Origin of the sequence: Owariibacterium komagatae (genome assembly GCF_045865535.1) — a bacterium.
Taxonomy (GTDB): Bacteria; Bacillota; Clostridia; order Oscillospirales; family Ruminococcaceae; genus Ruthenibacterium; species Ruthenibacterium komagatae.
The window spans coordinates 269,253-296,123 of record NZ_AP031406.1; the positions used below are offsets into that span (position 1 = coordinate 269,253).

Genomic DNA, 26,871 nt, shown 5'->3' on the forward strand with positions numbered 1-26,871 from the left:
AAAAGAAGGAGAAAAGACTAATGTTTCAGCAAACTTTTGAACTCGAACTGAATTTCTGCCCCAACCTCCAGCGCATCCGCGTTATGCAGGAGAACGCACCCCGCCGGGAAAAGCCCTACGATTGGGCGAAAGACCCTGGCCTCGATTGGGGAACTTCTGAGTCGAAGAACGAGTGATACCCAGTTCCGCGCCCCGCTTTTTGCGGGGCGCTTTTTGTGTTTAAAACAGATTTCATGGCGGCCTGCATTTGACTTTGAACCTAAGATATGCTATAATCCAATTATATCCTGATAGTAGGGTATTTTGTTTGGCAGATGAATAATTTTTGGACGGCAGGCGAGCCGTCTTTTTTTCTGCCGTGGTAATTTGCTAATAATACATATTTGTGGTATAATTAGGGAAACAAATTGATATTATTGAGGGAGGGAATGCTATGAGTGAAAGGCGAAAGCCAACGCGGGGGCTTGGCGTCCCGAAGGATTTGGGCTACGGTCCGTCCAACATCGAGATGAACGAACTGTTTGCAAACATCGGCCGGGCGAAAGAGAGCGTGGCACAGAGCATCACTGAGCAGCAGAAGAAAGAGGATGAGCGGAAGCGCAGTGTCCTGAATAAGCTCTTCGCAAAAAAAGATGATGCGATGCCCGGTGTGGCTGATACGGCAGTGGATGATGAGCTGGCAGAAATCGAACGGAAACTGGCGCTTGTCAGGGCAGGCGAGCTCCACGAGTATGACCAGGCTTCGAACGATTCTGACGCTCCTGACGTCATTGACGAACGGACAGAACCGGCAGCAGATGAATCTGCGGTTACGAACGAGCCGGACATCCTTATGGATGATGCAGATATGGAAAGCACCGATGTTGCAATGGAATCGGGACCCGTACCCGAAGACGTTCCGGCTGCGGCTGAGGAACGTACAGAAGAAACCTCTGAAACATCGGAGGAAGAAACCGAACGCGATTCTGAGTGGGACGAAATCGTTCTTGCCGAGGATGATTTTTCCGCAGAGCAGGAGGCTGAGCTGGAAGAGGAACTTCCGGATACGAACGATGTGGACCTCAAGGAGCCTGTTGAGATGGCAGGAGAGTCCACTAAGGTTGTGCCGGAACCCGGGCCCGAGGATGAGCTGGAGCTGCAAATCGAACCGGACATGAATGCGAACGAAGCCCCTGGGCAGGATGTGCAGGAAGCCGCTAAGCAGACCGACGAAATTCTCGAAGGGCTCAATGCAGACGACACGGTTCCTTCTGTTAGGGCCGATGTAGTTGGCTACTTTGCCGTAGCTGAAGGGAAAAGCGGCCGGGCTGGATACCTGTATATGCTGAACCGTGCCCACGATTCCCACGGATGCGCTCCCAAGGTCGTCGTCACGGACGGAAAATCTTTCCAGGACATTGTGCTTGAAGGGGCAATTCTTATGATGAATGATATCGCGGCAATGGGATGTAAAACGGCCGTCATTCATATGGATGAGACCCTTCGGGAACTGCTGGTAAACAGCGTGTCTGTTTTCGGCAACGGCGAGCGGCGTAGCGCTAAAAACGCTGAGTTTGCGCGGGTTGCTGTTCGAGTTTCCGAGCACTGTGAAGTCAACCTGTGTGATGGGCGCCAAATGGTCGCCCGCAAGGCAACGCAAATCAACTGCGAGTCCTGGATTCGCTCCCTGGTAGACGATGACGGTCTGTGGGGTGGCGATACCCAGCTCACATAAATACCAACATCGGGCCCGGTTCGGGTCGAAAAAAGAAAAGAGGAGAATTAAAAAATGACCGTAGTAGCTGTGGATACTGGCAACCGTTTAATCAAGACCGCCCACGCTGAGCCTTTCAGTGCCGGGCTGAACCGGCATCTGGATGTTCCGCCCATTGTCGCCACCGACACTCTGTTCTTTGAGGGGAACTACTATTCCTTCTCTGAGTCTCAGGGATTCCACCGCCAGGACAAGACTGTGGACGACTACTATTTCATTCTGACCCTGGCCGCGATTGCCCGGGAGCTGGTAATGAAGGATGCCATTCGCCGTGCCGGAAACGCTTCGGTGGATTTCAAGACCGCCATGCGCAGTGCCGAGCGCGAGAAAATCTCCTTCAATGAAGATATCTTCCTGTCCATCGGCCTGCCGCCCAGCGATATGAAGATTCTGAGCGAGAAGTTCAAACGCTATTTTATGCGAGACGGTTCCGCCCTCTCCTATACCTACAACAACATCCGCTTCAACGTCAGCATCAAGGATGTGTGCGTGTCGGCGCAGGGCTTTGCGGCGATTTTCCCCAATGACATCTTCAACGAGGTCACGAAGGCTCCGCAGACCTACATCATCGACATTGGCGGTTACACCCTTGATATTGCCCGTATTGTGAATCGCCGTCCCGACCCGGGCTTTTTCAAGAGCCTTGACTATGGTGTGATTCACCTGTACAACGAAGTCGCCGCCATCATCCGCGAGGAGTTCTCCGTCAACATCAACGGTATCCAGATTGAAGCGGCGCTTCGGCACGAGTCCATCGGTAACGCGGATATCGAAAAGATGGTACGGAAAGTCGCGGACACTTACGCTCGGCGTATCGTTGCCGCATTGCAGGATAATGGCATCGACCTGAAGCTGAGCTTGCCTGTTCTGATGGGTGGCGGTGCGAAACTGATGCAGGATTCGCTGGAGAAGGCCATCAACCGCTCGGAAATCATCGTCCTTCCGGACATTCGTGCGAATGCGGTTGGATACGAAGTGTTTGCGAACCGCCTGCTGAAAGAACGCCGCCGCGCCGCCCGCTAAGGGGGGTGTGAGCAATGACCGAGAAACGCATCAACCTGTGTTTCAATGTTGATGACAAACGGCAGGAAATCGTTTACGACTTCCTGATGGAAAAAGGCAAGAAAAAGACGGCGACTGTAATCGACCTCGTGATGGCGTATCTCTCGGGCCAATCGGACAGAAAAAATCCCGCCCCGAATATTGGAGCGGATATTGCCGAACAGGTCGAACGCGCTATCAAAGAGAACTCGAACCGGACAGAGACGGAAAAAATCCAAAGAAGTCTCGACAAAATCCTCACCCTTCTGGAATCCGGTGTCATCATAAACTCGAGTCAGGGCGATGAAAAAATCGAACCCGAAAATGAACAGGACAGCCTGGCTGATTCGGAAATGAGCGATGACGCTTTTTCCGCTATGGTGTCTATTTTCGGAGTGTAAAAAAAGCCCTCACGCGGAGACTCTCCGCTGAGGGCTTTTTCGATTAAAGATTTCGTTATCATTCTTCTTCGGTCGTAAAATCTCGCCGGAACAGACGGATAGGTGGCTTGGCCTTCTGTGTTTCAGATTCGCGCAAACGTTCGAAAAGCCGGACGCCACGCCGAATTTGTGGGCTCGTTTCATTAGAGGCTTCAATGGCAGTCTGAATCGAGTCCAGAGTGTCATCTGAAAGCTCTGCGAGATAGACAGCGAGTTCACGAAGAACGGCATCGGCTTTCCGAAGATAGCTCTCCTCAACGACCGTAGTAATGTCCAAATTGAACACCCGGCAAAATGTCAACAGATTGTCGGCGTTCATCCTCCGGTTATCCTGCATAATGTGGCTGTATGTGGTATTGCTGCAGCCGAGAATTTGAGAGAACTCTTTCTGGGTGAAGTTGTATTTTCGGCGCGTGTAATCCATATGCTCGTAAATCATTCGTTTGATTTCAGGATTCGTTTCCTGAATTTTCTTCGCATCTTCGAGAAGATGAGCAAAATCCTCATCGGAGATATACCTGTTTAAGGATGGCATGAGAGAAGCCTTCTTTCGTTGCAAAAACTTTAATGGACCACAATGAACCTTATATAATAAGTGATGCGGCTGCCGAGGCAAGGAACTAACTGAATCATAACACCAAAATCACATAAAAGTCAACAAAATTGCCAAAAATTGCTTTTTAAGGAGTTTTTTCGATGAAGCTGATTTACTTGAGTGCCGTTGACGGCCGCCCGTTCGGATATAAAGGAAGCGCCGTCCGCGCAGAAATTCATGAGGGTCGAATGGGTGTTCGAGAGTGGAGCCACAAGTTTGCCGGGTTCGGGAAAGACCGGGCCAAGCTGGTCGCGGCCACGACTATCGTTCAAGAGTACGTCAAAAAAGACGACTCTGTGACAATCTTTTTCGATAGCACACGTCTTGCGTGTGATTATCAGCTCGCGTTTAACGGCGATTGGAAGGGCGTCCGATTCCGCAGGGAATGGCAGGCGCTGCTGAAAGCGCTGCTTGTATGCGATACTGTCCCTGATATCCGGGCAATGGGCACGCTCTCCCGGATTATCCGGGAAGATACGCAGGCTGTCGCAGACAGCTTGTTTAAATAATTTTTGAGGGGAGGCGAGCCACATGGCAGGTTGTGCAGTATCGAATGTTGGGCTCAAAGATGTAATCAAGAATATTATGGAGATGGATGTGCCGGAGCTCGTGTTCTTGCGCTCATTTACGCAGCATCCATCGTCCGTCCTCATCATGCGACGGTATAACGAGCTGGTCGCAAGCAATCCCGATTTGCAGGATATCGTTACAGCTTTTGCCGTATATCCTGCGCTCAAGTGGGCACAAAAGGCGGAGGACATCGACGCAGTGATGGCTCGAGTCTGTTCCGGTGACGCTAACGCACAGCGACTCATCAATGTGCAGAAAGCCCTGTCTGATGTAACCGGGTATGAACCGAAGCTCATGCTGAACAACCGCAAGCGGTATTTCGAGGCGAGCCGGAAGCTGACTTGGAGACTGGAGCATCTGGTGGAGCAGATTCGGGACTTTCCCGGGGAAGGTGAAATCTATGCGAACATCCTCGGAATTATGCTCGGCGACACGACTGCCGATGTTTCCAAGTATATGACCAATCAATACGCTAAGGCTGCTATGGAGCTTGCATACGATTGCGCGGGGAAAGAAATCGACGGTCTTGTGGACGATGTGCTGACTGGAATCGTTCAATCGGACGATGAAATGTCGCTCATTTACCACAACATCGACATTCTGCTTCGCGAGTACAATCGTATCCTTTGGCACACGCAGAACTCTGATGACCGTGCCATGCGGCTGCTCGCCTGCGAATCTGAGGAGGAAATGCTCAAAATCACTGAGCACGACGAAAAGTACCGGCAGGCATATTTGATTGTCGAGTACATTAAGCTGATTAACGGCGCCATCGAAATGGTGAAGACCTTCCCGGTCAACGGCCAGGAATATTACGACATCATTCGCACGGTTATTGAACTGAAGCCGAAGCGAATTTCTGACGAGGCTGCCGCAGAGCGGGTCGGGATGTCTACTTATTCTTTTTCGGTGAAAAAGCGCCGGGCGCTGTCTGTGCTCAGCACCATTCTGTGGGGCTGTGATGGCGATACCTTTGTTCGATTTCTAACCGATAAGGCCTAATTTCGGTTCCGCTCCGCCGATATTTGGTCTTGCCCCGAAAAGTTCGTATACTAAAAACATCAAAACATCAAAGGCCCAATGTCGTATCCCGAAAACGGATTCGCATTGGGTCTTTTTCTGTTTTGAAATAAACATTGGGAGTCGATAGTATGCGGAAATTTGACCATCGCGGGCACCAGTATGAAATTTGCTGGGTCAACGGTTGGGGATTCATTCTCATGGACGGCTTACGCATTTCTTTGCAAGGGCTGGCCGATACGCTGGGCGTGGATAATCAAGACGTTCTCCGGTTCCTGACCGGGGATGGTGAGGACGAATACAGGCAACGCAATTTCCTTTCTGTGTCCGCCTGTGAAACGCTACTGCAAATTCGGTTGGTATGCCTGCTGGGGTTTGCGGGAGCAACGCGGCGGTGAATCTGGGTACATAAGAAATCGAATATCGAATAAAGGAGCAAGAACATGAAAGAACATCTTTGGGAAGTACAGGCTGCGAAATCCTTCTGTAAAATGAAAAAAGACTGGCTGAGCCATGAGCGCATCCACCTGAGCTTCGTTAAGCATTCCGGCAAACCCGAGTGTAAGCAGGAGCTTGTCATTGAGGGTGCCATTAAGCTGGCGGGCACAGATGGCGCTGTGAATCTGAGCTACCTCATTCTGACCGGTCGGCTGAGAAAGATTGCCGAAATGAAGAAGAAGGAAGCTGCGGAGAAACAGCAGAGATACGTGGACCCGCTCTTTACCTCTATGGGCGGTACAGTTGCTTCCCGGTCGGCCGATGGAGCGAGCTGTACGTTCCGTGAATTTGCTGTGCTCTGTGGTACGGCATCGGAATACGTCCTGCGTATGCTCACCTGTGCAGGCGAGCAGACCTCGACCGGCGGCATTCAGCCTGTTTCTGGAGCCAAACGCGAATCCATTTTTGTCCCTATCAGCGCGGGCGACCTCGTATGCTTTGCAAAAGCGATTGAGTTCGCTTATCAGGAGTACATGACGATGGTTTGCAGTGCTCCCGGTTACACGGGCGAAAACAAGGATGCCCCGCAGGACCAGGCTCCGGCAGGTGAGACTGAACCGCAGGCTCCCGCTCCAGCAGAACACCCCCGGATGTCCTGTATCGTGTGGGAAACGGGCGGTATCACGGACGGACTGCCCCAGGCAATCAAACATGACCCGCAGCATATCGTGGGGGTTATACAGAATATGACGCGAACTCTTTTGAAGGAGAAGCGCCTTGTAGCGAATGCGGACGATTACAATGCCACGGTGGCATTCATCAACTCGCAGACGCCTGGCGCCGTGACTATCCATTACGCGGGCAAGGAAAACCCGCAGACGCAGGCTGCGCTGTGCATCAAAATCGCAGAGTTCATCTGAGGCGAGGCCCTCCCTTTCTTGGGGAGGGCTTTTCTTTTTGTCTGTGCCGGCAGGATGTCCTGTCGGCATCTTTTTTGCTCTCTTCATGGGAGTGCGAATCGGAATGGAAGGTAGTGAGTCGGTTTGGTAAAACGATGCAAAGCCTGTGGACGGGAAATCGAAACAGATTCTCCCAACACAATGTACTGCCCGGATTGCGCAAAACAAAGAAAACGACAGGCAGACGCAGAAGCATGGCAGCGGAGAAAGGCAAAAAACGAGCGGCGGAAAACGATGACGTCGATTTTCGAAAGAGAACACGCAAAGATGCTTGGTATTGATTACCGTGCTTATTATCCTACATGGAAAAAGACCCATGTAAAGGCACATCGACAATACCTCAAGGAGCGCATGGCGCAGTGGGAAACTGAACAGCAAAAGATGTGCAAGTGCCGCAAAAGTGGCACCGAACGAAAGGAGTAAATATTATGGAAATCATCGGTAAGGTCAAAATCAAATGGAACGATGCCCCAGTATCGGTCCCTGTAACTGCGGACGGGTATATCCAGATGCCGGATGGGACGATGCGCCGCCTGCGAGAAGAAACTTTTCAGGGAATTAAGGAAAAGCTCTTGGCGACGACTCCCGCACAACAAACCGAGAGCGAGAGCGAGGGACCTGCTGAGCCCACTGAGGTCGCTGAGCCCGCTGGCCCCACTGAGCCTGAGACATCGCCGGCTGTGTCTGAACCGGTATCTGAAGCGCCTGTCGCGTCGGCGCAAGATACTGCTGAGGAGTTAGACAAAACGGATGAGCCTGCTGTTCCGAGCGAGCCTGAATTGAAAGAGTCCACTGTTCCGGGCGAACCCGAACCGAAAAGCGGTGCGCCTGCCCAAGATGCGGTGGAGGCAACCTCGAGAGCCAACAGAAAGAAAGAGCGTCAGGAACGTAAAGCCCAGAAAAAGCAAAAAAAGCTGGACGAAAAGCAGAAGCGAAAAGAAGAAAAGCTGAATGCTCAGAAGGAAGACCCTGAGTCCACGACGAAGACTCCCATGTCGCCCGGGAAAGCAGCAGCTATTGCAGTCGCTGCGGTGCTCCTGGCGGAAGCTGTCCTTGTGGCTGGGTATCAGACGGCCCAGAAAAACGATGTATCGTTCTCTGGCCCGGAAGTAACCGCCTCTGTGAGTGGGGTCGGTGACATCCCCGATGACGCAGAATCCGTCTTGATTATTGCCCGGGTGAAGGGTGATGACGGTGTTGAACGGGATATTGCTCTGGGCGAGTTCAGCCCGAGTGTTTGAGTTGGAGGGCCAGAGTATGGAAGAAAGTATTCTCCTCCGATTTTATTTGAAGGTGGGGTTCTGCGCGTTGGCAGCCCTCATCCTCAGCATCGTCATGATGATGTTCCTGAATGCACCGCAAATGATTCTGTTTGGACTGGCAATCGCTCTTTGGTATGGGTACACGGCCTATTCCGTCTATGCCAAAGCGAAAAGGGGCGAAATTATTTCAGTGTATGCCAAGTGTGTAGATGTTGAGGAGCAAACCTGGGTCGAAAAACGAGCTAAGCGAAATCCTCTGTATCGTTTTATTGCTATGAGCTCCGGGGCAGATACAGAAAGTAGCGTAAACGCACTGCTGAATGACGATGAAAATGAGGGCGAGGTCAGCCTGTTCATCCGGGCCCCGCTCAGGAAATTTCGACCGGGTGAGTTGTACTGTATGTTGTTCCGCAAAACGGATGATGGACAATACACGGAACAAATGCTTATTGCGTCTGGAGTGGTTCCGCCTAACCCTATGCAGTTTGCGGCCTCGGAAGAGAAAATGGAAAGCGCGTCGGCAAAAATGACAGACGACTTTGAGGACGAACTTGAAATTGAACCAGATAAACTGGAATCCCCAAAGACAATCCGAGTTGATTTTCGAAATAAATAAACTGGAGGAATGGTCTATGGTGTTTAACATTTTGACAGCAGCTATCCTCCTGCTGGCGCTCGGAGCGACTATTTGGAACACAGCAAATCGCTCATATCTGTACTCTATTGTCAACGGAACTGTGTACATTCGAAAAAGCGCTCTGGTAAAGGCGGCCGTCAGGGACGTTGTCTGGGCGGAAACTGGCGGCTATCTGGCAATGTGCGTTGTTCCTGGGGAGGAAAAGGATGTTGAAATCCACGTTCCGGATTTTGTCCCTCCAGTGCCCGTGGAGATTCTTCTGCTTCGGGTAGAGAACGGAAAGGAGCACGGCTATATGCTCGCTCCCAAGGAAAATGCCGTTCCTTCGCTGGATTTACCAGCATTAAAATTGCCGTTACGCATTAGTCAGGAACAGTGGGCGACATTGGCTCCCGTCATCGAAATCGCGCTTGCGTGTCTGTCTCTTATGTTTTTGTCCGCAGCTGGCTTCCTCAGCCTTATCTTGTCTTTGCTGGCCTTTGCTCTGGCCGCTTTGAACCGCCCATATAAAAAATGGACAAACTCTCGTTTTTTTGTTATAATTAAGGGAAAGGAATTCGGCAAGAAGCAGGGAAGTCCTGTTGCTCAGGACGGAATCCAGCTTCCCGCAGGGTACGAGACATGGAGTGATACGGAAAAAAACTTGTTTCGTATTTCTCTCGAAATCTCACAGGAGGCGGAACCGGCCAAGCCAGTTGATGAGGACCCTACCGCTCTCTTTCGGGCCGAGGACCTTAGCGCTAATTTCTCGGATGTAGTACGGGATACCGACGCGAACACCGCTGTGGCACAGGATGCAGAAGCGGAACCAGCGAGCGAAGGAGCGCTTGAAACAGATATTTTTGAACAGGATTCCTTCTCGCAGAGAATGCCTTCCGAGGCCCAGCTCACGCCCCCGGAGAAACTGCACGCGGTCGAAAATGCCGAAAAGGCCGGAAAGAAAAAAGACGCTTCTCAACCGGCGTCGAACCCTGTTACACCTTCCGACGACAGCCGCAAAAAACGGGCAGATGTGCCGAAAGACGCACCTGACACGACCGAGGCTGACCCTCTGTTTGGAGACTTGAATCCTTCTCGCTCCAAGAAGGAGCCAAAGGCCAAGCGTACCGACAAGGATACGCAGGGGGAAAATCAGAAACCTGCCGAAGCGGACCCACTAATGGGGGAGCTGAATCCTTCCCAAAACGGGACAAAACCAAAGAATTTTAATCACAGGACCCCGCCGGGAAAGGCCAGCGCGAACAGGGGGAAGAGACGGAGGAATACCGGCTCTGAGCTGGAAGAACTGATGGGTTCCATGAAAAAACAATGAGGCGATATTTATGCTTTATAAACTCGACGACAAGTTGCCGGGATGCCGGCTTTCTCAGGAGGAATGGGAAGAACTGCGTGAAATGACCATTCCGTACGAAGGCCATCTCAAAGAAATGGACCTTGCTCCAGTAAAACAGCGGTTTTCAGAACTGCGTGAGAAATACGGAAGCGGCGAAAACGAAGGAACATGCTGGCTGTGCGGAACCTCTCCTGTGCTTGTGCGCGGGATGGGCCTGTGCCGGGCGTGTTACCGCTACTTCTTTGAATACGGGAAAGGGCTGCGACGTTGTGGCCGAGTTCAAGGCAACAAATATTCCAATACTCTTTGTACTGTGTGCGGGGAACGCCCCGCCATTACGCTTGGAATGTGCCGAAGGTGCTATCATCTCCGGCAGAAAAACGGGCTGAAGGATGCTCAAGAAGTTTCCGATTTTCTGAATCGTGGGAACGGCGTTCTCAAGAACGCCCGTGAGTAATTTTTAGGACGCTGCTATTTTGCGGCGTCCTTTTCTTTTTCTGGAGGATTTTTATAGTGTTTTTTTCAGATTCAGCGGTGGCAATTTACAGGCGTTGGCTGAAAAGCCAGACGGCACTCGCCTGTTTGGCTGTGCTGCTTTTTGCTTTATCAGCTGCTTTCTGCGGACTTCAACTCGAACCGGATTACTTTTGGCATGTAAAACTTGGAGAATGGATAGTTCAGCATCAATCCATCATGGAAGCGGATACGTTCTCTTGGACGGCGCAGGAGTATCCGGTCACAGAATTCGCTCATTCGTGGCTCGGTAGCGTAGTGATTTATCTGTTCTCACTGCTTGGCAGGTATTTTTCGTATCAGCATGCAGGAGCGATTCTGTATGAACTCTGCTTTTACGCTATCCTATTTGGCGTTTTGCTCTTTGTTCAGCGCCAAGATATTTCGGACCTCGGGAGTAACCTTACGGTCTCATCTCTGCTTGCCATATTCCCTGCGCTGTGTACAGTCACTGTTTCTCCGCGCCCGCAGGCCATGGGGTATATTCTGTTTGCACTGACGCTTTACCTTTTACGTTCATGGGAGAAACGAAAGGGGAATGTGTTGCGGGTCTATTTCTTGCCGCTGATTGCTTTGCTCTGGGCGAATCTGCATGGCGGTACGGCACCCATGATGCTGGCGTTTTGTGCTGGAACTCTACTGGTGTCTTTTGTCCGCGTTGAAGCGGGTCAGTTCACGTTCAATGAGACACCGAGAAAGCGGCAAATTCATCTTGCGGCAGCAACAGGGCTTTCGGGAATAACGATGCTGATAAATCCGTATGGATTCAAGCTATTCCTTTATTCGTTCCTATATAACAACAGTGCATGCAAAGAAGGAATTCAGGAGTGGATGCCCGCCACGATTTATTCTGGGTTTGGCTTGGTGTTCCTCGCTTTGTTCGCAGTCATCATCGCTTTTTCCAACCGGAAATTCACACTTGTCTCGATTGTCCCGGTTATTCTCAGCGGTGGGCTTACGCTACTGTATGTGCGCGGAACACCCTATCTTGGAATCGCTATGTCGTTTTTCCTCACAGACAGCCTTGCCAGGTATACCGGCGACATCGGCCGGCCGGTAAAAAAAGGAATACTGTGGGGTGTCCTTCTTTGCATTTCCGGACTGCTCCTTCTGTACGGCGGCGTTCATTTCCCGGAAACGAGAGACACATGGGAGAAAGCATCTTGGCATGTCAGCGACACAATGGCAAACGAAATCAAATCCGGTCATTATAAGCGTTTGTATAACGACTATAATACGGGCGGGATGCTGATATATTACGGTATCCCTGTTTTTATTGACAGCCGAGCTGACTTGTATCCAGAGGAAGTCCTCCGGGATGGAAAAGAGCTTTCTACTCTTACGGGAAACCCCGAAGAAATCCTCATCCGGTATGATTTCGACGCAATTCTTGTGGACACCAGTTCGCCGCTGTACGATTATTTGTCCATCAATTCCAAATACCATTTGGAATATGAAGAAACAAATCTGGCTCTATTCGAGCCAAACAATAGAATGTGAGGCGTTTTTTATGGATAACAAAACCATCGACCGGTCGCTTGAGGCCCAACTCGCGTCCATCCATGAAGCACAAACCCAATCCGGAACGGTAAATGCGGATGATGTGCAGCAGTTTATTGTGCAGGCAAAATCTCTTCCGAACTGGTATTTTCTTTCCTGTCGCGGATTCAACATTCCTTTCATCCACGAAGGTAAAGCGTATGCTTTTACGAACGAACAGTTTGCCGAAAGAGCGAGGTTGCACTATGCTCGACGCGCATTTCCGGTGGAAGTGCAAAAACATCCGATTTACAACGGGTCTGTGTTTGAAATGTTCGTCCGGTATGGAGCCAAAACCGTTTCTATCAATAAGGGCGCGTCTGGCATTTCGATGAAAGCGGAGATGTTCGCTGCTCCCGAAGATACGGATGGCGCCGCGTTGAATCGCCTTGTTGCCGAAATGACTATGAAAATGCTCCAAGGAGATGAGAGGGGGTATGAGGAAGCTGCAGACGGATTTTCTCGTGCCTTCTGTGCTGCCAGCGTACTCTATTTCCCGTCTCCGAATGATTCGGATATGCCCAAGATGGAAAAAGGCTATATTGATGGAGCGGAGAAAGATGTTTTTTACATTTTCTCCGATTCAGTTGAGGCAAGGATGTTTTATCCCAGTCTCCGCGCCCGTTTTGTGCGAGTGTATACAAAGGAGCTGCTTACCCGGATGCCCGGTGCAGAGTTTGTAATGAATCCGGCGTCTTCTTCCATTCTCATTGGCAATGACATCCGAGATGAAATCGAAGAATACCGTTCTTATCGTCGCCGTGTCCAGGAAGAAGTGGAAAAGATGGTTGGTCCCACTGGCGACGTCCATGCCCTTTCTGAGGCTATTCTGAAATATAACGATATCCGCAGCGAATTCGTCGCCGGTCTTAACGGAGATGAATTCGAGCTGCCCAAATCAAACTGCGTCGTCGTAAACGGCTACACTGCAAGCATGTTGATGCGCACTGTGGCTCCCAATCACGTGGAGGCGTACGCAAAATTGTCGAAGATGCGAGATGCTCTAACGGCCGGAGAACAAAGAAGCTGATTGGCGGCGCCTTTGCGCCCTTTTGCCCGCAGCGCTCTCGAAAAATCGGGAGCCTGCGGGCTTTTTTGTTTTGGGGGAATCCAGAGGCTTGTTTCGCCCCGAAAAGTCCGTATACTAAGAGACATCAAAGAATAAAACCGGAATTGGGTGTTTGGGAAATACAGAAAGGCTGTCTCCCAACGCCCTTTTCTTGTTTATTCTGGATACATATTTTAATAGCCCGTAAGACACGGGAGAAAGAGGTATTTATTATGGCTAACAACAATGCGAACAACACTTCCAACGCTTATATGCTGAAGCTGACAAAGGGCATCGCCAAGGGTAAGGGCGGCGCAATCGTCGATGTCGTTCATGGCGGTCTGAAGCTCTTTGTGCGTAAGCCCTACGGCAGCCAGAACACCCTCACCATGCGTGAAGTGGATGGCCGCGACAGAGACGGCAATCCCACCAAACGCAAGGTGGTCAATGTGGAAGGTTTCTACCACACCGATGAGACTTTTGTCAAAGCAATCCAGTATTTCTTTGGCAAGGATGTGAGCTCCGAGACCCGTGGGCTGACCGTCCGCATCGCTTTGTGGGACAAGGCGAGCGAGCGTCTGATGAAGTTCGACCCGCAGGAGAAGGACCTTTACATGTTCTTCATCCGTGAGGCTCATCTGGAGGAGTTCCAGCGTCGCGACAATTCCGTCGGCTATTCTCTGACCGCAACTGCGTTCGATTTTGAACCCATTCGTACCCAGAAGCGTGAAAACGCCGCTCCTGCTCAGAATGCGGCCCCCGCTCAGAATGCTGCTCCTGCTCAGGCCACTGCGCCCGCTCAGAGCGCGAATGTGCCCGCATACGATGATTATGCGGCAATCGACGACAGCGAGGACCTGCCCTTCTAAATTTGCATAACGAACCAAGAATGGGGATGGATTTTATCCGTCCCCATTCTTTTGTTTTTTGTTTGGGGGTGTTTTTATGAGCGCGCAGGAAACGGTAGATTGGTATGTGAAAATTGGATGGAGTGCCATCAACGAATGGCTCTGTCAGCTGGCTGCCAAGAACTACAACCGGGCATATCTGGGGAATCTCGAAATAATCCCCCCCAATGCCGATAAACAAGCGCTGATTTCGATTTTTAACGAGGGGTCCCTGTGGCACCTGGAACTGGACGAGGATGGCGATTTTCTCTGCACACGCAAAGAATATGCCACTCATTAACTATTAAAACTCACCCGCTTTGCGCGGGTGTACATACTGGAGGAAAACAGAATGCCTACTAAGAAAATCTTCTTTTTTGATTGGAATTCCAATTTTGACGCTGACCTTCCTGCTTGGGCGCAGGATTCGAAAATGTTCATCGGACAATATGTATCGCTCCGTGGCTTACCTACATCCTGGAGGAACACAAAACAGGCAATCGCTTCAAATCGTTCCGGCAAAGTTACGAATGGCTTTATGAAAGCCCTGATTCGTGCCGCTATGATTGATTCCGGCGCCAATGCCGATGGGTTTGGCCTGAACGACCGCTATGCAATGGGCGAGATGACACTGGATGGAACCTTCACTGGAACAACCATCAATGCGAACGGGCTTGTGGCTTGTGTGCTTTATGACCGCACTACCGGTAAGTTCCTGAAAAGCTCCGGGTACGACCACAAGACGAATGGCTCCGCTCCATACTTCCTTGCTCTTTGGAATTATTTTATGGAAAGCATGCCGGATTTCGCCCCCACATTCAACAATTTCTGTACCGAATGGAAGCAGTCTCCGATGAACGAGGATGTTTGCCGTTCTATGGCATGCGTTTTGGCCGATATGGTCTATGAGCACGTTCAATCCGATAAATTTCTTTGCTGTGACAAAGATGAAATCCGTGATTTGACGGAAACCCGGATGCGCTCATCGACTACCAAGCCGGCACAATACACCGGCATCCTGGCCCATTTCGGTCAGGTAACGAGAGGCCGGAATAAAAGCGCAAATCCTGATGGCCGTGTTATGAGTACAGCGGACTTCTGTGGAAAATTCTCTTTCCGCACCGAGCCTCTTTCCGCTGAACAGGAAAAACTCGTTCCGAAGCTCACTGAGAGCTATATCGTGGATGAGTGGCTGGTCCTGGTTTGCAAGCACATTCAGAAAACGACTGGCCGCCCCCGTCCGGTTCGTAACATCCTGCTGCGCGGCGCTCCGGGCGTAGGTAAGAGTGAGATGTACACCGGCATTGCCGCCGGGTGCCATCTGCCGCTTTACACCTTCGCCGCCAACGCTATGACAGAGCCGTTTGACCTTTTTGGTCAATTTGTCCCGGTGGACGAAAATGGCGAGCAGTGCGGAGGAAAGATGAGCCTGCGGCAAATCCTGAAGGATATGCCGTCCGTAGAGGATTTCAGTATGGACCCGGTCTACACCTATGAGGAGCTGACAGGCGAAAAAAAGTCTGACGCTACATCGCTTGATTGCATGGCTGCCGCGTTTACCAAAGCGTCTCAGCAGACGGCAACGCCTTCCGGCCAGCAACGATTCAAATTTGTGCCTGGTCAACTGATTACAGCAATGAAATTCGGAGGGGTGTGGGGATTCGATGAAGTTACGCTTCCCCAGAATCCCGGCGTAGTTCCGGCGCTGAATCCCGCTATGGATGCAACGCAGAGTATCACGCTGCCGACCGGCGAAATTGTTCGGCGTCACCCGGATTGCATTTTTGTTGGCACGACCAACCTCGACCTCGAAGGTTGTCGCAATCTTAATCAGGCATGGCAGGACAGGTGCCAGCTCATCATTGACCTGCCGGAACCGACCGAAGAGGTCCTGAAGGCCCGCGTGAAATCTATGGTGAACTGGGACGAGACCAACGATAGCAAAATCGTTGATTTGGACCGCTTTATTTCCGTCTATCGGAGTTTGCAGGAAATCGCCCGCAAGCATCGTCTGGAGGACGGGGTTATCGGCCCTCGTAAGCTGGCCGATTGGGTGCTCAGCACGCTGGTGACGGAGAACCCGAATCAGTCTGCCCAAATTACCATTATCCCGGGCGCAACCTCGGATGCACGCGGTATCGCAGAAATGAAGGAAAAATTGGAGGATAGCTTCCCGGCTTAACTCCTCTTGAGCGCTTCTTTAACGGCGGTGGTTTTCCACCGCCGTTTTCTTTTTACTGCCTTTCGTTGTTGTTGCCCCGAAAAGCCTTTATAATAAAAGGTATCAAAGAATTAAATGCGAATCCTGTGTTTCGGAAACGAATGCGGGGTTCGCATTTTTCTTTGAGTACATATTTACATCGCCCAACAAAACGGGCAGAAAGGACTTTTTATGGATATTTACAGCCGTGTCCGCGAACTCGTCGAGGACAAAAAGGAAAAGCTCACGATGGAGCAAATTTTTACTTCCTCTGAATATGCACGATTCATCTGGAACAAAACAGTGAACATCATCAGCGGCGCTTTCTATTCTTTGCGCCGGCATGGGTTCAACGTATCCCAAAGTGAAGAAAACAAGTTGCTTCAGAGTCTGGAAATCGAAATTTTTTGCGACCCGAAAAATGGGCTCACTGCTTGTGCCGGAGTTGATAAGCTGCACAGGAAAACAATGATTCGGTTGAATGCCGGGTGCGGTTTCGTAACGTACCAGGAAACCAGAGCTGGGCAGCACGCCGCTCTCCTGGGCCTCTTGTACCATGAAGTCGGCCATCTGTTGTTCTCTGATTATCCTTCCTTAGCTGCTTGGCAACAACAGCTGAGAAAAGGCGTTTGGTTCCCGAACTCTCCGCAGCGAATCACAACCGGTGATGGAGTCCTCCTGGGCAAAAATATGGAAGATGGTGGATTCTGCAATGTACTCAGTTATTTGGCCGGCGAGGTAAATAACTGCATTGAAGACGGATATATCGAACGGGAAATCGGAGAGATGTGCCCGGGGAATGGCCGGGCCTACATTGCTACGATGAATTTGGAGCTCATCGAGAATGCACTCACTATTGAAGAAGACATCGCAGCAAAAAAAGAGGATTTCGACATCCTTCTTAATCAGATTCTGTATTACGCTGAATTTGGACAGTGCTTTTACGGAGATTATGATGGAGCCCTTATTCCGGTTCTGGAAGAGGCTATCGAAATCATTGATGATGTGGGATTTCAGCGCTCTCCCTTTAAGCGCATCGAAGGCGTAAATGAACTGCTTTGCCTGCTGGCCCCGTATCTCAATGATGCAATTCAGAAGGAGCAGAAACGCCAGGAGTCTCAGAAAGACCAGGGCCAACAGAATGGTCAAGGAGCCCCCGGCGGCAGCGGTCAAGCTGGACAGGGAAACTCTTCTCCGAACGGCAACGGTTCGGGCTCTCAGTCCGGACAAGGAAACCAAGCTCAAAGTGGAGTGTCCGATGCTGTTATGGATGCTCTCCGTAACCGTATTGGTCAAATCGCCCAATCTGTCAACGGAGAGAGCGACCATTCCAATATGGATACGAGAGCTTATAACAATCCGACGAAGAGCCAGAATATGAACGGCGAATCGCAACAGCCCGGCGGGAAGTCCGACGGCCAAGACCCTGCTGGCGCCCCCAGCGGCAGTTCTTCTCGCGGCAGCATGGCTGCCAATGCCATTCATGGCGCAGCTGAACAGAGCTTGTCGAACATCATCAACCAGATTGCTGAAGCGGCTGCCAATCGGCAGGCCGAAGCTGAACGCACACAGGAGTTGAATCAGGAAGGTAAGGGCATCAGCCTCAGCGACTATGGTCTTGACTCGAATATTTCCGTTTCCGTTTCGCGTGCAGAGGATGTATCGGGAGAAAACATCAAGGTCTATGAGGGCCTTGAGAATGATGTAATCGGTGCAAGCAGGGACTTACAGCGAGACATCCGCAGAGTCTTGAAAGACCGGAGAGCGGGCGGAAAGCTCAAAAATCTGCCTTTCGGCCGGCGGCTCGAGGTCACATCGGTCATTCATGGGGATGGGAAATACTTTTCCAAAACCAAGCTCCCGACCGAAAAGCCGCGCCTTGGCGTCGGACTACTGGTTGATGAAAGCGGGTCCACAAAAGGGCCGCTGATTGCTGCAGCAATGCGTACCAGCCTCGTCATCGAGGATTTCTGTCGGTCTCTCGATATTCCGCATCTTATTTACGGCTATACGACTGGGAATTACCAGAACTCGGCCAGTATTATTTCTTATGCCGAGCCGCATGAAATCGACGGAGGAAACCGGTATCGAATTACTGGTATGGCGGGTCGAGGCGGTACGCCTACGGCGTCTGCTATGGCTTACATGCTGAAGCGGATGCAAACCCTCCCGGCAGATATTCGTCTGCTTATCGTTGTCACTGATGGTCAGAGCGGAGATAATCGTATGCTCAGTGACGGAGAGCATTTGCTGAGTAACATCGTTCGAGAAGCGCGACGGAGAAACTATATTGTTTGCGCGGCAGGTATTGGCCGGAACAAAGAATCGGTAGAGAAAGAGTTTGGCGATTGCTTCATCGACATTTCTGACCTGGAGCAGATGTCTGATGAGCTCATTGGAGTTATCAAATCGAATTTGTGGGTATAATGAAAGGGGACAGCAAAACTATGTGGAAACTGGTTTTAGAAGATGGGGCTGTTATTCGGGATGGCTGCGCTACCCAGTGGGATGCTCTGCGGACCGCTCGAACAAAGGACGGAAAGGCTTTCAAGAAGGCCGATGCAATGAGTGTCCAATCTGGAACAATAGTGTTCCGTCCGTGGTATCAGAATCAGACGATTGATTCCGCTATTCTGGACAAGGAAGGAAATATCATGGGATACGCCCCGAAGAAAATCCGTGCTCCGCGCATGGAAAAATGTTTGTTGATTCAATACTAAATGCCGGTTCAGAGAATGAACGGAACAAGGAGGTGTTCCAAATGATTAACGGAGTTACAGAAATGCGCGTCAAGGTTGAGGGCGGCTACATTATCGCAACGGCCAGTTGCGACCCCGAATATCCTGGTATTGATGTGGAGTTCGAGCCGGATAATAGCGATAAGGAGAGTGAAAGGCTCTCTAACCCGCGTGTACTCCTGGAAAAACCCATCGGTGAGGATATTCGAGCCATTTTGTGGACGGATTCTCAGACGGAAGATTACACACAGGAAGTTCGTTTCGAGTAAGGAATTCAGAATATTGAATGCTGCGAAGTCAATGCAGCACCGCCATTAAAAGCACGAAAACCAGCCGTGGTTCACCACGGCTGGTTTTTTTTGAACTAAACCATTTGGGAGGTTTTTATGGAAAACGAAAAAGGAAAAGTTCTTTTATCGGCAAAAGAGCTCAAGGAGATTTTGGGATGCAACAATAACACATTGTATGAGCTTCTGGCCCGACCGGATTTCCCCTCGTTTCGTATCAAAAGCCGGCACTATGTTTTGTATGAGGATTTCCTCGCGTGGGCGAGAGAGCAGGCAAAACAGAAAGCGATTGGCGATAGCGGCCCACGATTCAGCGTAAGCAAAAGGACCAAAAAAATATAAAACTCGCGGTCGATTTTATGCCAGATAAATAATTTTAATAAAATGCTCTGAAAGGGGTTTACAAGAATGCTTCCAAATGCTATTATAGTAACACCGAGAGGGCCTTATGCTGAAAAGCAAATGAGCCTTTGAAGTAAGTCAAATAATCCATTGGACGTTATCATTCCCAATTTTGATTGTCCAGGATTTATTGACAGAGGGTTATCCTCAATCAAACGTCAAAAGCGTTAAAATAGCAGCAATTTTTCGGATTTACCGCACGGGAATCCTTAGTTCCTTGCGGCTATTTTTCTGCCTCTGGTCCGGTTCTGAAAATCCCCGTGTCGATGGTTCGATTCCGTCCGGAGGCACCATTTGCGGCTTTAGCTCATCTGGTAGAGCGCCACCTTGCCAAGGTGGAGGTAGCGAGTTCGAGCCTCGTAAGCCGCTCCATATGGCGCTGTGGTAAATACTGCAGCGCCAAAATATTATGGTGCCGTAGCCAAGTGGTAAGGCAACGGTCTGCAAAACCGTTATGCACCAGTTCAAATCTGGTCGGCACCTCCAAAAAGGCATTGGTCTTCTAAAGGATCAATGCCTTTTCCTTTGTAAACAATCGATGGTTTTAACCGGTAATTTTCCGCCCGATGTGGAAGAGAGGAATATGAATGTATCATTTAATTAAAACGGAACATACCGCTCGAAGGGGAAGTTTTGAGACTGTGCATGGCACGGTGCAAACCCCCGCATTTATGAACGTTGCAACTGCAGGTGCAATTAAAGGCGGCTTATCTGCTTTTGACTTGAAAAACAATGATTGTCAGGTGATGCTGTGCAATACTTACCATTTGCATCTGCGGCCGGGCGACAAGAAAATTGCACAGTTGGGCGGCCTTCATCGATTTACCCGTTGGGACGGCCCTATTTTGACAGACAGTGGTGGATTTCAGGTGTTCAGCCTGGCCAAATTGCGTAAAATAACAGAAGAAGGCGTCACATTTGCCTCTCATCTGGACGGACATCGGATCTTTATGGGGCCCGAGCAAAGTATGCAGATTCAGGCTAATTTAGGGTCTACTATTGCGATGGCTTTTGATGAATGCATGGAAAATCCCGCAGAGTATAACTATGCGAAAAATTCCTGCGATCGAACGGTGCGCTGGCTGAAACGCTGCAAAGAGGAAATGGCCCGTTTGAAACAAAACGAGCTGGCCGTAAATCCGCATCAGCTTTTGTTTGGTATCAATCAGGGTTGCTGCTATGACGATTTGCGCATTGAGCATATGAAGCAGATCGCAGACTTGGATTTGGATGGATATGCTATTGGCGGATTGGCCGTCGGGGAACCCAAGGAAGAGATGTACCGGGTTATTTCCGTTGTAGAAGAGCACATGCCCAAAGATAAGATTCGCTATTTGATGGGCGTGGGCACACCGGGAAATATTCTGGAAGCGGTACGTCGGGGCGTAGATTTGTTCGATTGCGTAATGCCCAGCCGAAATGCCCGGCACGGTCATTTGAATACCTGGAACGGAATTATCAATATAAAAAATGCGAAATATGAGCTGGATGAAAGTCCGTTGGACCCGGAATGCTCCTGCGAGTGCTGCAAAAACTTCTCCAGAGCGTATCTCCGCCATCTGTTTAAGGCAGATGAAATGCTGGGAATGCGCTTGGCTGTTATGCACAATCTTCATTTTTACAATCATTTGATGATTCGCATTCGTCAGGCACTTGATGAAGGCAATTTTGAAGAGTTTTACCGTCAATACATTGATGTATTGGACAAGCGCATATAATCCGTGAATTTTTTGAAAAAAGCTTGCAACAGAACACTTTTTCCGATATACTGTTTTATAATGTCACGTTATTGAGGAGGATAAACAATGGACGAATCACTGGGACTGCTTGGCACTTTTATCCCTCTGGTTTTGATGGTCGCTTTGATGTATTTTCTTCTGATCCGGCCGCAGAACAAAAAAGAGAAAAAAGCTGCTGAAATGCGCAATTCAATCGAAGTGGGCGATACCGTCACCACGATCGGTGGTATCGTGGGTCACGTCCAGAGCATCAAAGAAGATACATTTGTTCTGGAGACGGGCTCAGATCGCGTGAAACTTCGGTTTAAACGCTGGGCCATTCAGGAAGTTGAGAAATTGAATCTGGAAGGCAATTCTGCTTCTTCGGATGCTTCCAAAAAAGAGCCTGCCAAAAAATAAAATTTCATAAAAAATCCTCTCTGTGCATAAGCTTTTAGCAGTTGAGTGCACAGGGAGGATTTTTTATGCCGTCGAAAAGAAAAAGAACAAATCCATCGGAACAAAAAAGTCAGATCATAAGGGGAATTCTTCCATTTGTATTCAGTTTGGTTCTGACTGTGGGGCTTTCAGGCGGGTTATGTGCAATTGCAGCCAACGCCATGTGTACAACAGATCTGGCTCCTGCTTTATTGATTCCGCTTACGACCGTGCTCATTTGCATTGCGCTTCTGATTGCAAGTTTGTTTCTCTCCGCCATCTTTAAAGGCGGAATTCTGGCAGGGACTCTTTTAGCTTCGGTCCTCATTTTATTGTTGAGCCTGCTGTCTTTTTTATTATATCAATCTTCATTTACCTCTCTCTGGGCGACAAAAACGCTGGCTTTTCTGGCCTCAGGTGCACTGGGCGGATATTTAGGAAGTGTTCTGCGAGAACGTCGCCGCAAAATCAGGCGTTAAAATCCAGCGCAAGAACGGAGAGAATAAAGGTTATGATATCATCAGCACGAGTAAAAAAGTTGCGGGCACACCGTCTGCCATATAAAAAATCAGGTTCCTGGATCTATACCATTTTCGCATGCATCACTCTGTCGGGCGTATTACTCGGCAGTCTTTGGGAAGGCTACGCGCGCGCTTCTTCAAATGAATACGCCGGTTATTTTGTTCTTCAATACCTCGCTCGATACGAGGCATCTGTTTCATTTAGAACCTTGTTAGGATCGATTGTTTGGCCGTCAATGTTCCCACTGCTGTTCTTGATCTATAACGGATTCAGCTGCATTGGAATTCCATTTGTTTTATTCGTGCCATTGTTAAAGGGTTTTTCGATCGGGAGTATCTCCGGTTACTTATATTCTACGTATGGCCTTCAGGGAATGGCGACAGTTCTTATTTTGTTCTTTTTGCCTCAAATGATACAGCTGTGGGCGGTATTGCTTTTATCGCAAGCATCAGCTCACGCATCTATCGGGCTGTTGATGCACCATTTTACCGGGGATGTCATCAATGTGACGGATCGTTTGGCTCGCATGCTGCGTATGTCGGCGAAGGCGCTTCTGCTGACTCTGACAGCCTGCGTGCTGGAAAGCATATTGACCGTTGTTTTTGCACCGGTACTATTCAAATAAAAAGGGAAGAAGGGACTGACGAAAATCATCAGTCCTTTCTTTTGTCTTTAGAAACAGTCTGTTCCAAGTCAAGGTCGGCAAAAGGGGAAGCTTGCGCCGCCTGCTTGAGTTGAGCATTTCCAAGATGCGTATAAATTTCAGTGGTAGACACATGTGCATGCCCCAAAATTTCTTTTAATGCCAGCATATCCACATGACCTTCCTGATACATCATTGTGGCAGCTGTATGGCGCAATTTATGGGCAGAATAACCTTTTCCGGATAATCCCGCCTGTTGCAGGCAAGCGTCTACGATTTGCTGTACTCTGCGGGCAGAAAGACGTCTTCCTGTGCGTTTGGATACAAACAGTGCCTGGCGATCTTGAAGATTCGGCAATTTGGCGCGTTCTTCGCAAAGGCGATGCAAAGCATTTTTGCAAGCGTTATTCAGATATACAAGACGCTCTTTGTCACCCTTGCCAAGAATACGAATTGTACCATCATCCTGAAGATCGGTAATGTTGATATTGACCAGTTCGCTCAAACGCATTCCACAATTCAGGAACAATGTAATGATGCAATAATCTCGTTCATAAAAATCGGATTGTATATTTTTTAACAATTCAATTCCTTCGGGCAGCGACAAATACTTTGGAAGGCGTTTCTTTAAAGCCGGTGTATCTACGTCATCGGTAGGATTATTCTGCAAAACCTTTTTCTTGTTACAAAGATACTTAAAAAAACCTTTGAGACAGGAGAGTTTTCGCGCACGCGTTGCGGCGCTGTTTTCGCGTTCGCGTGTTACATAATGCAGAAATTCATAAATTTCTGATGTTGTGACAGCTGCAATAAATGTCAGATCCAATTCCAAAATCGGGATTTCTTCCAAAGGCGTATCGGCCGGAACCAGTCCACGGTGCAATTTCAGAAAGCGAAAAAAGGTCCGCAAGTCAATGTAATAGCCATTCACTGTTCGTGGTGACAAGCCCCGAATGGTTTCGCTATTATAAAGAAATTCGACGACCAAAGGCGGACAATCTTTATAATCGCCGTGTTTGGAAGGCTTTCTGGAATCAATGTAACTGCTCAAGGTAAAACGCCTCCCCTATATTTCGCTAAATTTTTATTTAGTGAAATTCCCATAATCGCAAAAACGCCCCCACTAGCTACAGCATACCCGAAGTTTCGGAGCATTTCAAGCGAATGAGATAATAGTGCAAAATGGTGCAACGTATGTGCAAAGCCGAAGATAGACACCCACCCCCCGCCCGCCCTCAAGGGCGGGAGCGTGGCTCGGAACGGCAGCGGCAGCGGCCTAGGGCGGCAGAGCGCGGGCGGGCAGCGCCTGGCGCTTGACAGGCCGGGACAATCGTGGTAAAGTGGAGACGTGGCGAAGGACGGCGCGAGAGCGACCCCCTTTTTGGAAAAGAGCGGAACCCCGTGGGGTTCCGCTCTTTTCGTTTAGGAAGCCGAAAGAGCGGCCAATCTGGGGCCCCCAGCCTTCGGCCCCCGGCCCCAGCCCCCACCCCGCCCGATGCGGCCCTAGGGGCCGCAGGTACCGGGCAAGACATCCACCTGTTACAATTCGATGTCTTGCCCGGCATCGGTGGCGCGCGGCCATCCACACGCCAGGCAGGCCCCCGGTGCACGATCGGGGTCGTGCACCGGGCCGCCTACCCATGCAGGCGCGGCCCGCATGGGCGGCGGTTCGGCCACCCGGGCGGCGGGGCCGTGCTGATGCTCCCGCAAGGCCCTGCGGGGCTAAGGTCTGCGCGGCTTGCGCCGCCCAGAAAAAAGGCAAGGCCAAGCCCTGCGGGCGCGTTGCGGCCTTGCCTTTTTTCTGGCGCGTCTGCCGCACTATCTTTCCGGCCAAGGTGCACGGGGCCGAAAAGCGGCCCTGTAGAGTGGTGGCCGTGTTTCGGCCCCGTGGCCCGCCGCCCCCACCCGGTACAAACCGGGGCGGCGGCGTAGTGGCCCCCCGGCCCTGCGTGGGCACCACGCCGAGCCGGGCCGGGGGCTTCGCGCCCTGCGGGCGCTTCGGGTTGCGACCGCCACAATCTCAAACGGCCCGCACCGAGCAGAAAGGCGCCCCCCTGGGGCGCCTTTCTGCTTTGTGCCGATATGGCGGGCCGTGGTATTTACTTGCCCCGCTTACCGCTCTTTTTTCGGCCCTTCTTCCCGGCTGTGATAGCGTCAGCCATGGCATAAAGCATAGTCGTTTCCCTATGCCGCCCATCATGGTTCAGCGCACGACCAACAGACTGCAGGTCTCCCGTGCGGCGGTACTCATCGACAGCCCACATTTTCCGGCCCGTATGCGTAGACACCTGAACCCCCTTGGCAATGATACCGGACACGCGGAAGACCCGAGCAACGCGGCACAAATCCTTATAGACAGCTGACCGCGTCCGATGTTTGCGCCAGTCGTTGCGGCCCTCAAAAACCCATACACGCCCGGCCTGTTCAAGCATGCGAGCGTACAACCGAGCGGGCCAATATATACGCCGCGTCTTTCCTGTCTTCTGTTCACGGACCGTCATTCGCTGTCCACGTGCCAGAGCATCGGTTTTCAGCGCCAGAACGTCACTTACACGCAGACCGGACGCAATACAGCACTCCATAACAAGCCGATTCGCGGGCATCATTGCCGCCAGTATGTAATCCATGGATGAGCGGTCAAGCCAGTCAGCACGCCCCATATCAGCACCGTTCTTCCTTCCGGCTTTTGGTGATTGCGTCAACGACCTCGCCGGAGAAGGCCGCCGAAGAACAGGCCCCGCGCCCATTCTTCCGGCTTGCCGCACGAGAAGCCCACTGTGCAAAAGACGCTTCCGCTTCTGCCACATGAACAAGCATACGGCGGACAACATCAGGCCCACAATTGCTCTCCGCGTAGTCGTGCAAATAGTGCCAGCCGCAGGCTTCAAAGACAAGCCGGACACCATCCACAAAGACAGGGCTTCCGGGTTCAGCCAAATCATACACCCGAGAAACTGCGTTCGTCACGTCAAAGTCCATCATTCTGCATTCTCCCATCTCCCGCCATATCCGGGCGGGTCACATTCTCGGCGGCGCTTCATCCAGCCGCCCAACTCTTCCAAACAGCGCAAGAACGCCGCATCATCGAACTCCACTACCCCACCAGCGGCCACCAGAGGTGCAAGCTTGTCACGCTTGCGCCGCCCCAACTCTTCCAGCCTCTCCGGCTGTTGCCACAGGGTGCGCAGAATAAAGCGGTCTGTATCATTCAGCCCAAACCACTCCGCGCCCATTTGCACCACACGCGGCACTCTAAGAACCTTGGGCCAAAGCGAACGCACATCATCAGCGCCGCACGCTACGCCGTCCAGTGTCAGTTCCAGCCGAGTGACAGGGATCGAAAGATTGCTCTCAAGCGTCTTGTTATACAGCTTGCAACGACCGGGGGAGTTCCGTTTCCCGAGATATTGCGTACGATCTGACGCAGACCGCCGCAGTTCCTCGTACAACCGCCCATCCTTGAGAAGCTCAAACTCACCGCGCTCACCCGGCAAGTCGACGGCCAAGTCCCAGCGGCGAAGAGAAACCGGAAAAGGTTTCGCGCCGCAAGCATCAAAGCAAAGGTTATACACCCAGCGCAATTCCCGGCACTGCCCTACCTTGTTGGGGTTAAATTCAAGCCGTGCCCGCCCAGTATTCAGACCGCCGGGGCCATTAAGGCCAACCCCCAGCCAAAAGGAACGGCCACCAGAAAGGGCGAAGGTGAACTGGTCACGAAAAGTTCCCATCTTGTGGGTAGTCCAGTGCGAGAACTCCACCCAGGCCAGAGCCGCCACCCCATCCAGCACGGACTGGCTGCTCCGATAGGCTAAAGCAAAGTCTATCAGGAGTTTGTCTATGCTGTATGTACTGCCGTCTCTGGCCTCTGTCTTCCATGTGTACAACAAG

30 protein-coding genes and 2 tRNA genes are annotated in these 26,871 nt (G+C 50.8%); 27 read left to right on the forward strand and 5 right to left on the reverse strand.

Going from position 1 to position 26,871, the window contains the following annotated elements; all coding sequences use genetic code 11:
• The first annotated feature begins 20 nt into the window (after positions 1-20).
• From ACKTS9_RS01415 to ACKTS9_RS01430, 4 genes are all read left to right on the forward strand, one after another.
• Positions 21-176 carry a hypothetical protein gene (locus tag ACKTS9_RS01415; protein ID WP_158097940.1) on the forward strand — a complete coding sequence of 52 codons (156 nt, stop codon included), beginning with the start codon at positions 21-23 and terminating at the stop codon, positions 174-176.
• A 257-nt stretch (positions 177-433) separates the two neighbouring features.
• The gene (locus ACKTS9_RS01420; RefSeq protein ID WP_407878538.1) at positions 434-1,714 is read left to right on the forward strand and encodes a hypothetical protein; all 1,281 of its coding nucleotides are present in this window, start codon (positions 434-436) and stop codon (positions 1,712-1,714) included.
• Between the two features lie 54 nt (positions 1,715-1,768).
• On the forward strand, positions 1,769-2,776 hold the full coding sequence (locus ACKTS9_RS01425) for a ParM/StbA family protein (protein WP_087293816.1): 1,008 nt from the start codon (positions 1,769-1,771) through the stop codon (positions 2,774-2,776).
• A gap of 14 nt (positions 2,777-2,790) precedes the next feature.
• Positions 2,791-3,195: a hypothetical protein gene (locus tag ACKTS9_RS01430; protein WP_205456585.1), complete on the forward strand. Its 405-nt coding sequence runs from the start codon at positions 2,791-2,793 to the stop codon at positions 3,193-3,195.
• Positions 3,196-3,253: 58 nt separating this feature from the next.
• Here the strand turns inward: ACKTS9_RS01430 and ACKTS9_RS01435 are convergent, their stop codons facing one another.
• Positions 3,254-3,769 carry a helix-turn-helix domain-containing protein gene (locus ACKTS9_RS01435; RefSeq protein WP_087293820.1) on the reverse strand — a complete coding sequence of 172 codons (516 nt, stop codon included), beginning with the start codon at positions 3,767-3,769 and terminating at the stop codon, positions 3,254-3,256.
• Between the two features lie 161 nt (positions 3,770-3,930).
• Between ACKTS9_RS01435 and ACKTS9_RS01440 the strand changes: the two genes are divergently transcribed.
• The 23 genes from ACKTS9_RS01440 (at position 3,931) to ACKTS9_RS01550 (ending at position 22,965) form a co-directional block, all read left to right on the forward strand.
• Positions 3,931-4,338 (forward strand): hypothetical protein, encoded by a 408-nt coding sequence (locus tag ACKTS9_RS01440; protein WP_087293822.1) that lies wholly within the window; start codon positions 3,931-3,933, stop codon positions 4,336-4,338.
• A gap of 22 nt (positions 4,339-4,360) precedes the next feature.
• The gene (locus ACKTS9_RS01445; protein WP_407878541.1) at positions 4,361-5,401 is read left to right on the forward strand and encodes a hypothetical protein; all 1,041 of its coding nucleotides are present in this window, start codon (positions 4,361-4,363) and stop codon (positions 5,399-5,401) included.
• A 149-nt stretch (positions 5,402-5,550) separates the two neighbouring features.
• On the forward strand, positions 5,551-5,817 hold the full coding sequence (locus tag ACKTS9_RS01450) for a hypothetical protein (protein ID WP_087293826.1): 267 nt from the start codon (positions 5,551-5,553) through the stop codon (positions 5,815-5,817).
• A gap of 45 nt (positions 5,818-5,862) precedes the next feature.
• Positions 5,863-6,777 (forward strand): hypothetical protein, encoded by a 915-nt coding sequence (locus ACKTS9_RS01455; RefSeq protein ID WP_407878543.1) that lies wholly within the window; start codon positions 5,863-5,865, stop codon positions 6,775-6,777.
• 467 nt (positions 6,778-7,244) lie between these two features.
• On the forward strand, positions 7,245-8,057 hold the full coding sequence (locus tag ACKTS9_RS01460) for a hypothetical protein (protein WP_407878545.1): 813 nt from the start codon (positions 7,245-7,247) through the stop codon (positions 8,055-8,057).
• 16 nt (positions 8,058-8,073) lie between these two features.
• Complete coding sequence (locus ACKTS9_RS01465; RefSeq protein ID WP_407878547.1) at positions 8,074-8,694, forward strand: hypothetical protein; 621 nt, start codon at positions 8,074-8,076, stop codon at positions 8,692-8,694.
• A 16-nt stretch (positions 8,695-8,710) separates the two neighbouring features.
• On the forward strand, positions 8,711-10,027 hold the full coding sequence (locus ACKTS9_RS01470) for a hypothetical protein (RefSeq protein WP_407878549.1): 1,317 nt from the start codon (positions 8,711-8,713) through the stop codon (positions 10,025-10,027).
• 10 nt (positions 10,028-10,037) lie between these two features.
• The gene (locus tag ACKTS9_RS01475; protein WP_143259759.1) at positions 10,038-10,505 is read left to right on the forward strand and encodes a hypothetical protein; all 468 of its coding nucleotides are present in this window, start codon (positions 10,038-10,040) and stop codon (positions 10,503-10,505) included.
• 56 nt (positions 10,506-10,561) lie between these two features.
• A complete protein-coding gene (locus tag ACKTS9_RS01480; protein WP_407878551.1) occupies positions 10,562-12,061 on the forward strand; it encodes a hypothetical protein in 1,500 nt (499 codons plus the stop codon).
• Between the two features lie 10 nt (positions 12,062-12,071).
• On the forward strand, positions 12,072-13,130 hold the full coding sequence (locus tag ACKTS9_RS01485) for a hypothetical protein (RefSeq protein WP_407878553.1): 1,059 nt from the start codon (positions 12,072-12,074) through the stop codon (positions 13,128-13,130).
• Positions 13,131-13,381: 251 nt separating this feature from the next.
• Positions 13,382-14,017, forward strand: coding sequence for a hypothetical protein (locus ACKTS9_RS01490; RefSeq protein ID WP_407878555.1), 636 nt, complete (start codon positions 13,382-13,384; stop codon positions 14,015-14,017).
• Positions 14,018-14,093: 76 nt separating this feature from the next.
• The gene (locus ACKTS9_RS01495; protein WP_087293842.1) at positions 14,094-14,336 is read left to right on the forward strand and encodes a hypothetical protein; all 243 of its coding nucleotides are present in this window, start codon (positions 14,094-14,096) and stop codon (positions 14,334-14,336) included.
• 237 nt (positions 14,337-14,573) lie between these two features.
• Complete coding sequence (locus ACKTS9_RS01500; protein WP_407878557.1) at positions 14,574-16,217, forward strand: hypothetical protein; 1,644 nt, start codon at positions 14,574-14,576, stop codon at positions 16,215-16,217.
• Positions 16,218-16,427: 210 nt separating this feature from the next.
• Positions 16,428-18,662, forward strand: coding sequence for a hypothetical protein (locus ACKTS9_RS01505; protein WP_407878559.1), 2,235 nt, complete (start codon positions 16,428-16,430; stop codon positions 18,660-18,662).
• 20 nt (positions 18,663-18,682) lie between these two features.
• Positions 18,683-18,955 (forward strand): hypothetical protein, encoded by a 273-nt coding sequence (locus ACKTS9_RS01510; RefSeq protein WP_407878561.1) that lies wholly within the window; start codon positions 18,683-18,685, stop codon positions 18,953-18,955.
• A 41-nt stretch (positions 18,956-18,996) separates the two neighbouring features.
• Positions 18,997-19,242, forward strand: coding sequence for a hypothetical protein (locus tag ACKTS9_RS01515; protein ID WP_407878563.1), 246 nt, complete (start codon positions 18,997-18,999; stop codon positions 19,240-19,242).
• 117 nt (positions 19,243-19,359) lie between these two features.
• On the forward strand, positions 19,360-19,602 hold the full coding sequence (locus ACKTS9_RS01520; protein ID WP_407878565.1) for a helix-turn-helix domain-containing protein: 243 nt from the start codon (positions 19,360-19,362) through the stop codon (positions 19,600-19,602).
• A 356-nt stretch (positions 19,603-19,958) separates the two neighbouring features.
• A tRNA-Gly gene (locus ACKTS9_RS01525) sits at positions 19,959-20,034 on the forward strand.
• 39 nt (positions 20,035-20,073) lie between these two features.
• Positions 20,074-20,148 (forward strand) — tRNA-Cys (locus tag ACKTS9_RS01530).
• Positions 20,149-20,249: 101 nt separating this feature from the next.
• On the forward strand, positions 20,250-21,380 hold the full coding sequence (gene tgt / locus ACKTS9_RS01535; RefSeq protein ID WP_349216308.1) for a tRNA guanosine(34) transglycosylase Tgt: 1,131 nt from the start codon (positions 20,250-20,252) through the stop codon (positions 21,378-21,380).
• A gap of 87 nt (positions 21,381-21,467) precedes the next feature.
• Positions 21,468-21,800: a preprotein translocase subunit YajC gene (yajC, locus tag ACKTS9_RS01540; protein ID WP_349216307.1), complete on the forward strand. Its 333-nt coding sequence runs from the start codon at positions 21,468-21,470 to the stop codon at positions 21,798-21,800.
• Between the two features lie 65 nt (positions 21,801-21,865).
• Positions 21,866-22,297: a hypothetical protein gene (locus ACKTS9_RS01545; RefSeq protein WP_349216306.1), complete on the forward strand. Its 432-nt coding sequence runs from the start codon at positions 21,866-21,868 to the stop codon at positions 22,295-22,297.
• A 32-nt stretch (positions 22,298-22,329) separates the two neighbouring features.
• A complete protein-coding gene (locus tag ACKTS9_RS01550; RefSeq protein WP_349216305.1) occupies positions 22,330-22,965 on the forward strand; it encodes a stage II sporulation protein M in 636 nt (211 codons plus the stop codon).
• Positions 22,966-22,993: 28 nt separating this feature from the next.
• Here ACKTS9_RS01550 and ACKTS9_RS01555 read toward each other — a convergent pair whose 3' ends face one another.
• From ACKTS9_RS01555 to ACKTS9_RS01570, 4 genes are all read right to left on the reverse strand, one after another.
• The gene (locus ACKTS9_RS01555) at positions 22,994-24,034 is read right to left on the reverse strand and encodes a tyrosine recombinase XerC (protein ID WP_349216304.1); all 1,041 of its coding nucleotides are present in this window, start codon (positions 24,032-24,034) and stop codon (positions 22,994-22,996) included.
• Between the two features lie 1,048 nt (positions 24,035-25,082).
• Positions 25,083-25,643: a tyrosine-type recombinase/integrase gene (locus tag ACKTS9_RS01560; protein WP_349216303.1), complete on the reverse strand. Its 561-nt coding sequence runs from the start codon at positions 25,641-25,643 to the stop codon at positions 25,083-25,085.
• 1 nt (position 25,644) lies between these two features.
• Positions 25,645-25,965 (reverse strand): hypothetical protein, encoded by a 321-nt coding sequence (locus tag ACKTS9_RS01565; RefSeq protein WP_349216302.1) that lies wholly within the window; start codon positions 25,963-25,965, stop codon positions 25,645-25,647.
• Positions 25,962-26,870: a hypothetical protein gene (locus tag ACKTS9_RS01570; RefSeq protein WP_407878574.1), complete on the reverse strand. Its 909-nt coding sequence runs from the start codon at positions 26,868-26,870 to the stop codon at positions 25,962-25,964. The genes ACKTS9_RS01565 and ACKTS9_RS01570 overlap by 4 nt, the downstream gene beginning before the upstream one ends.
• Position 26,871: the final 1 nt, after the last annotated feature.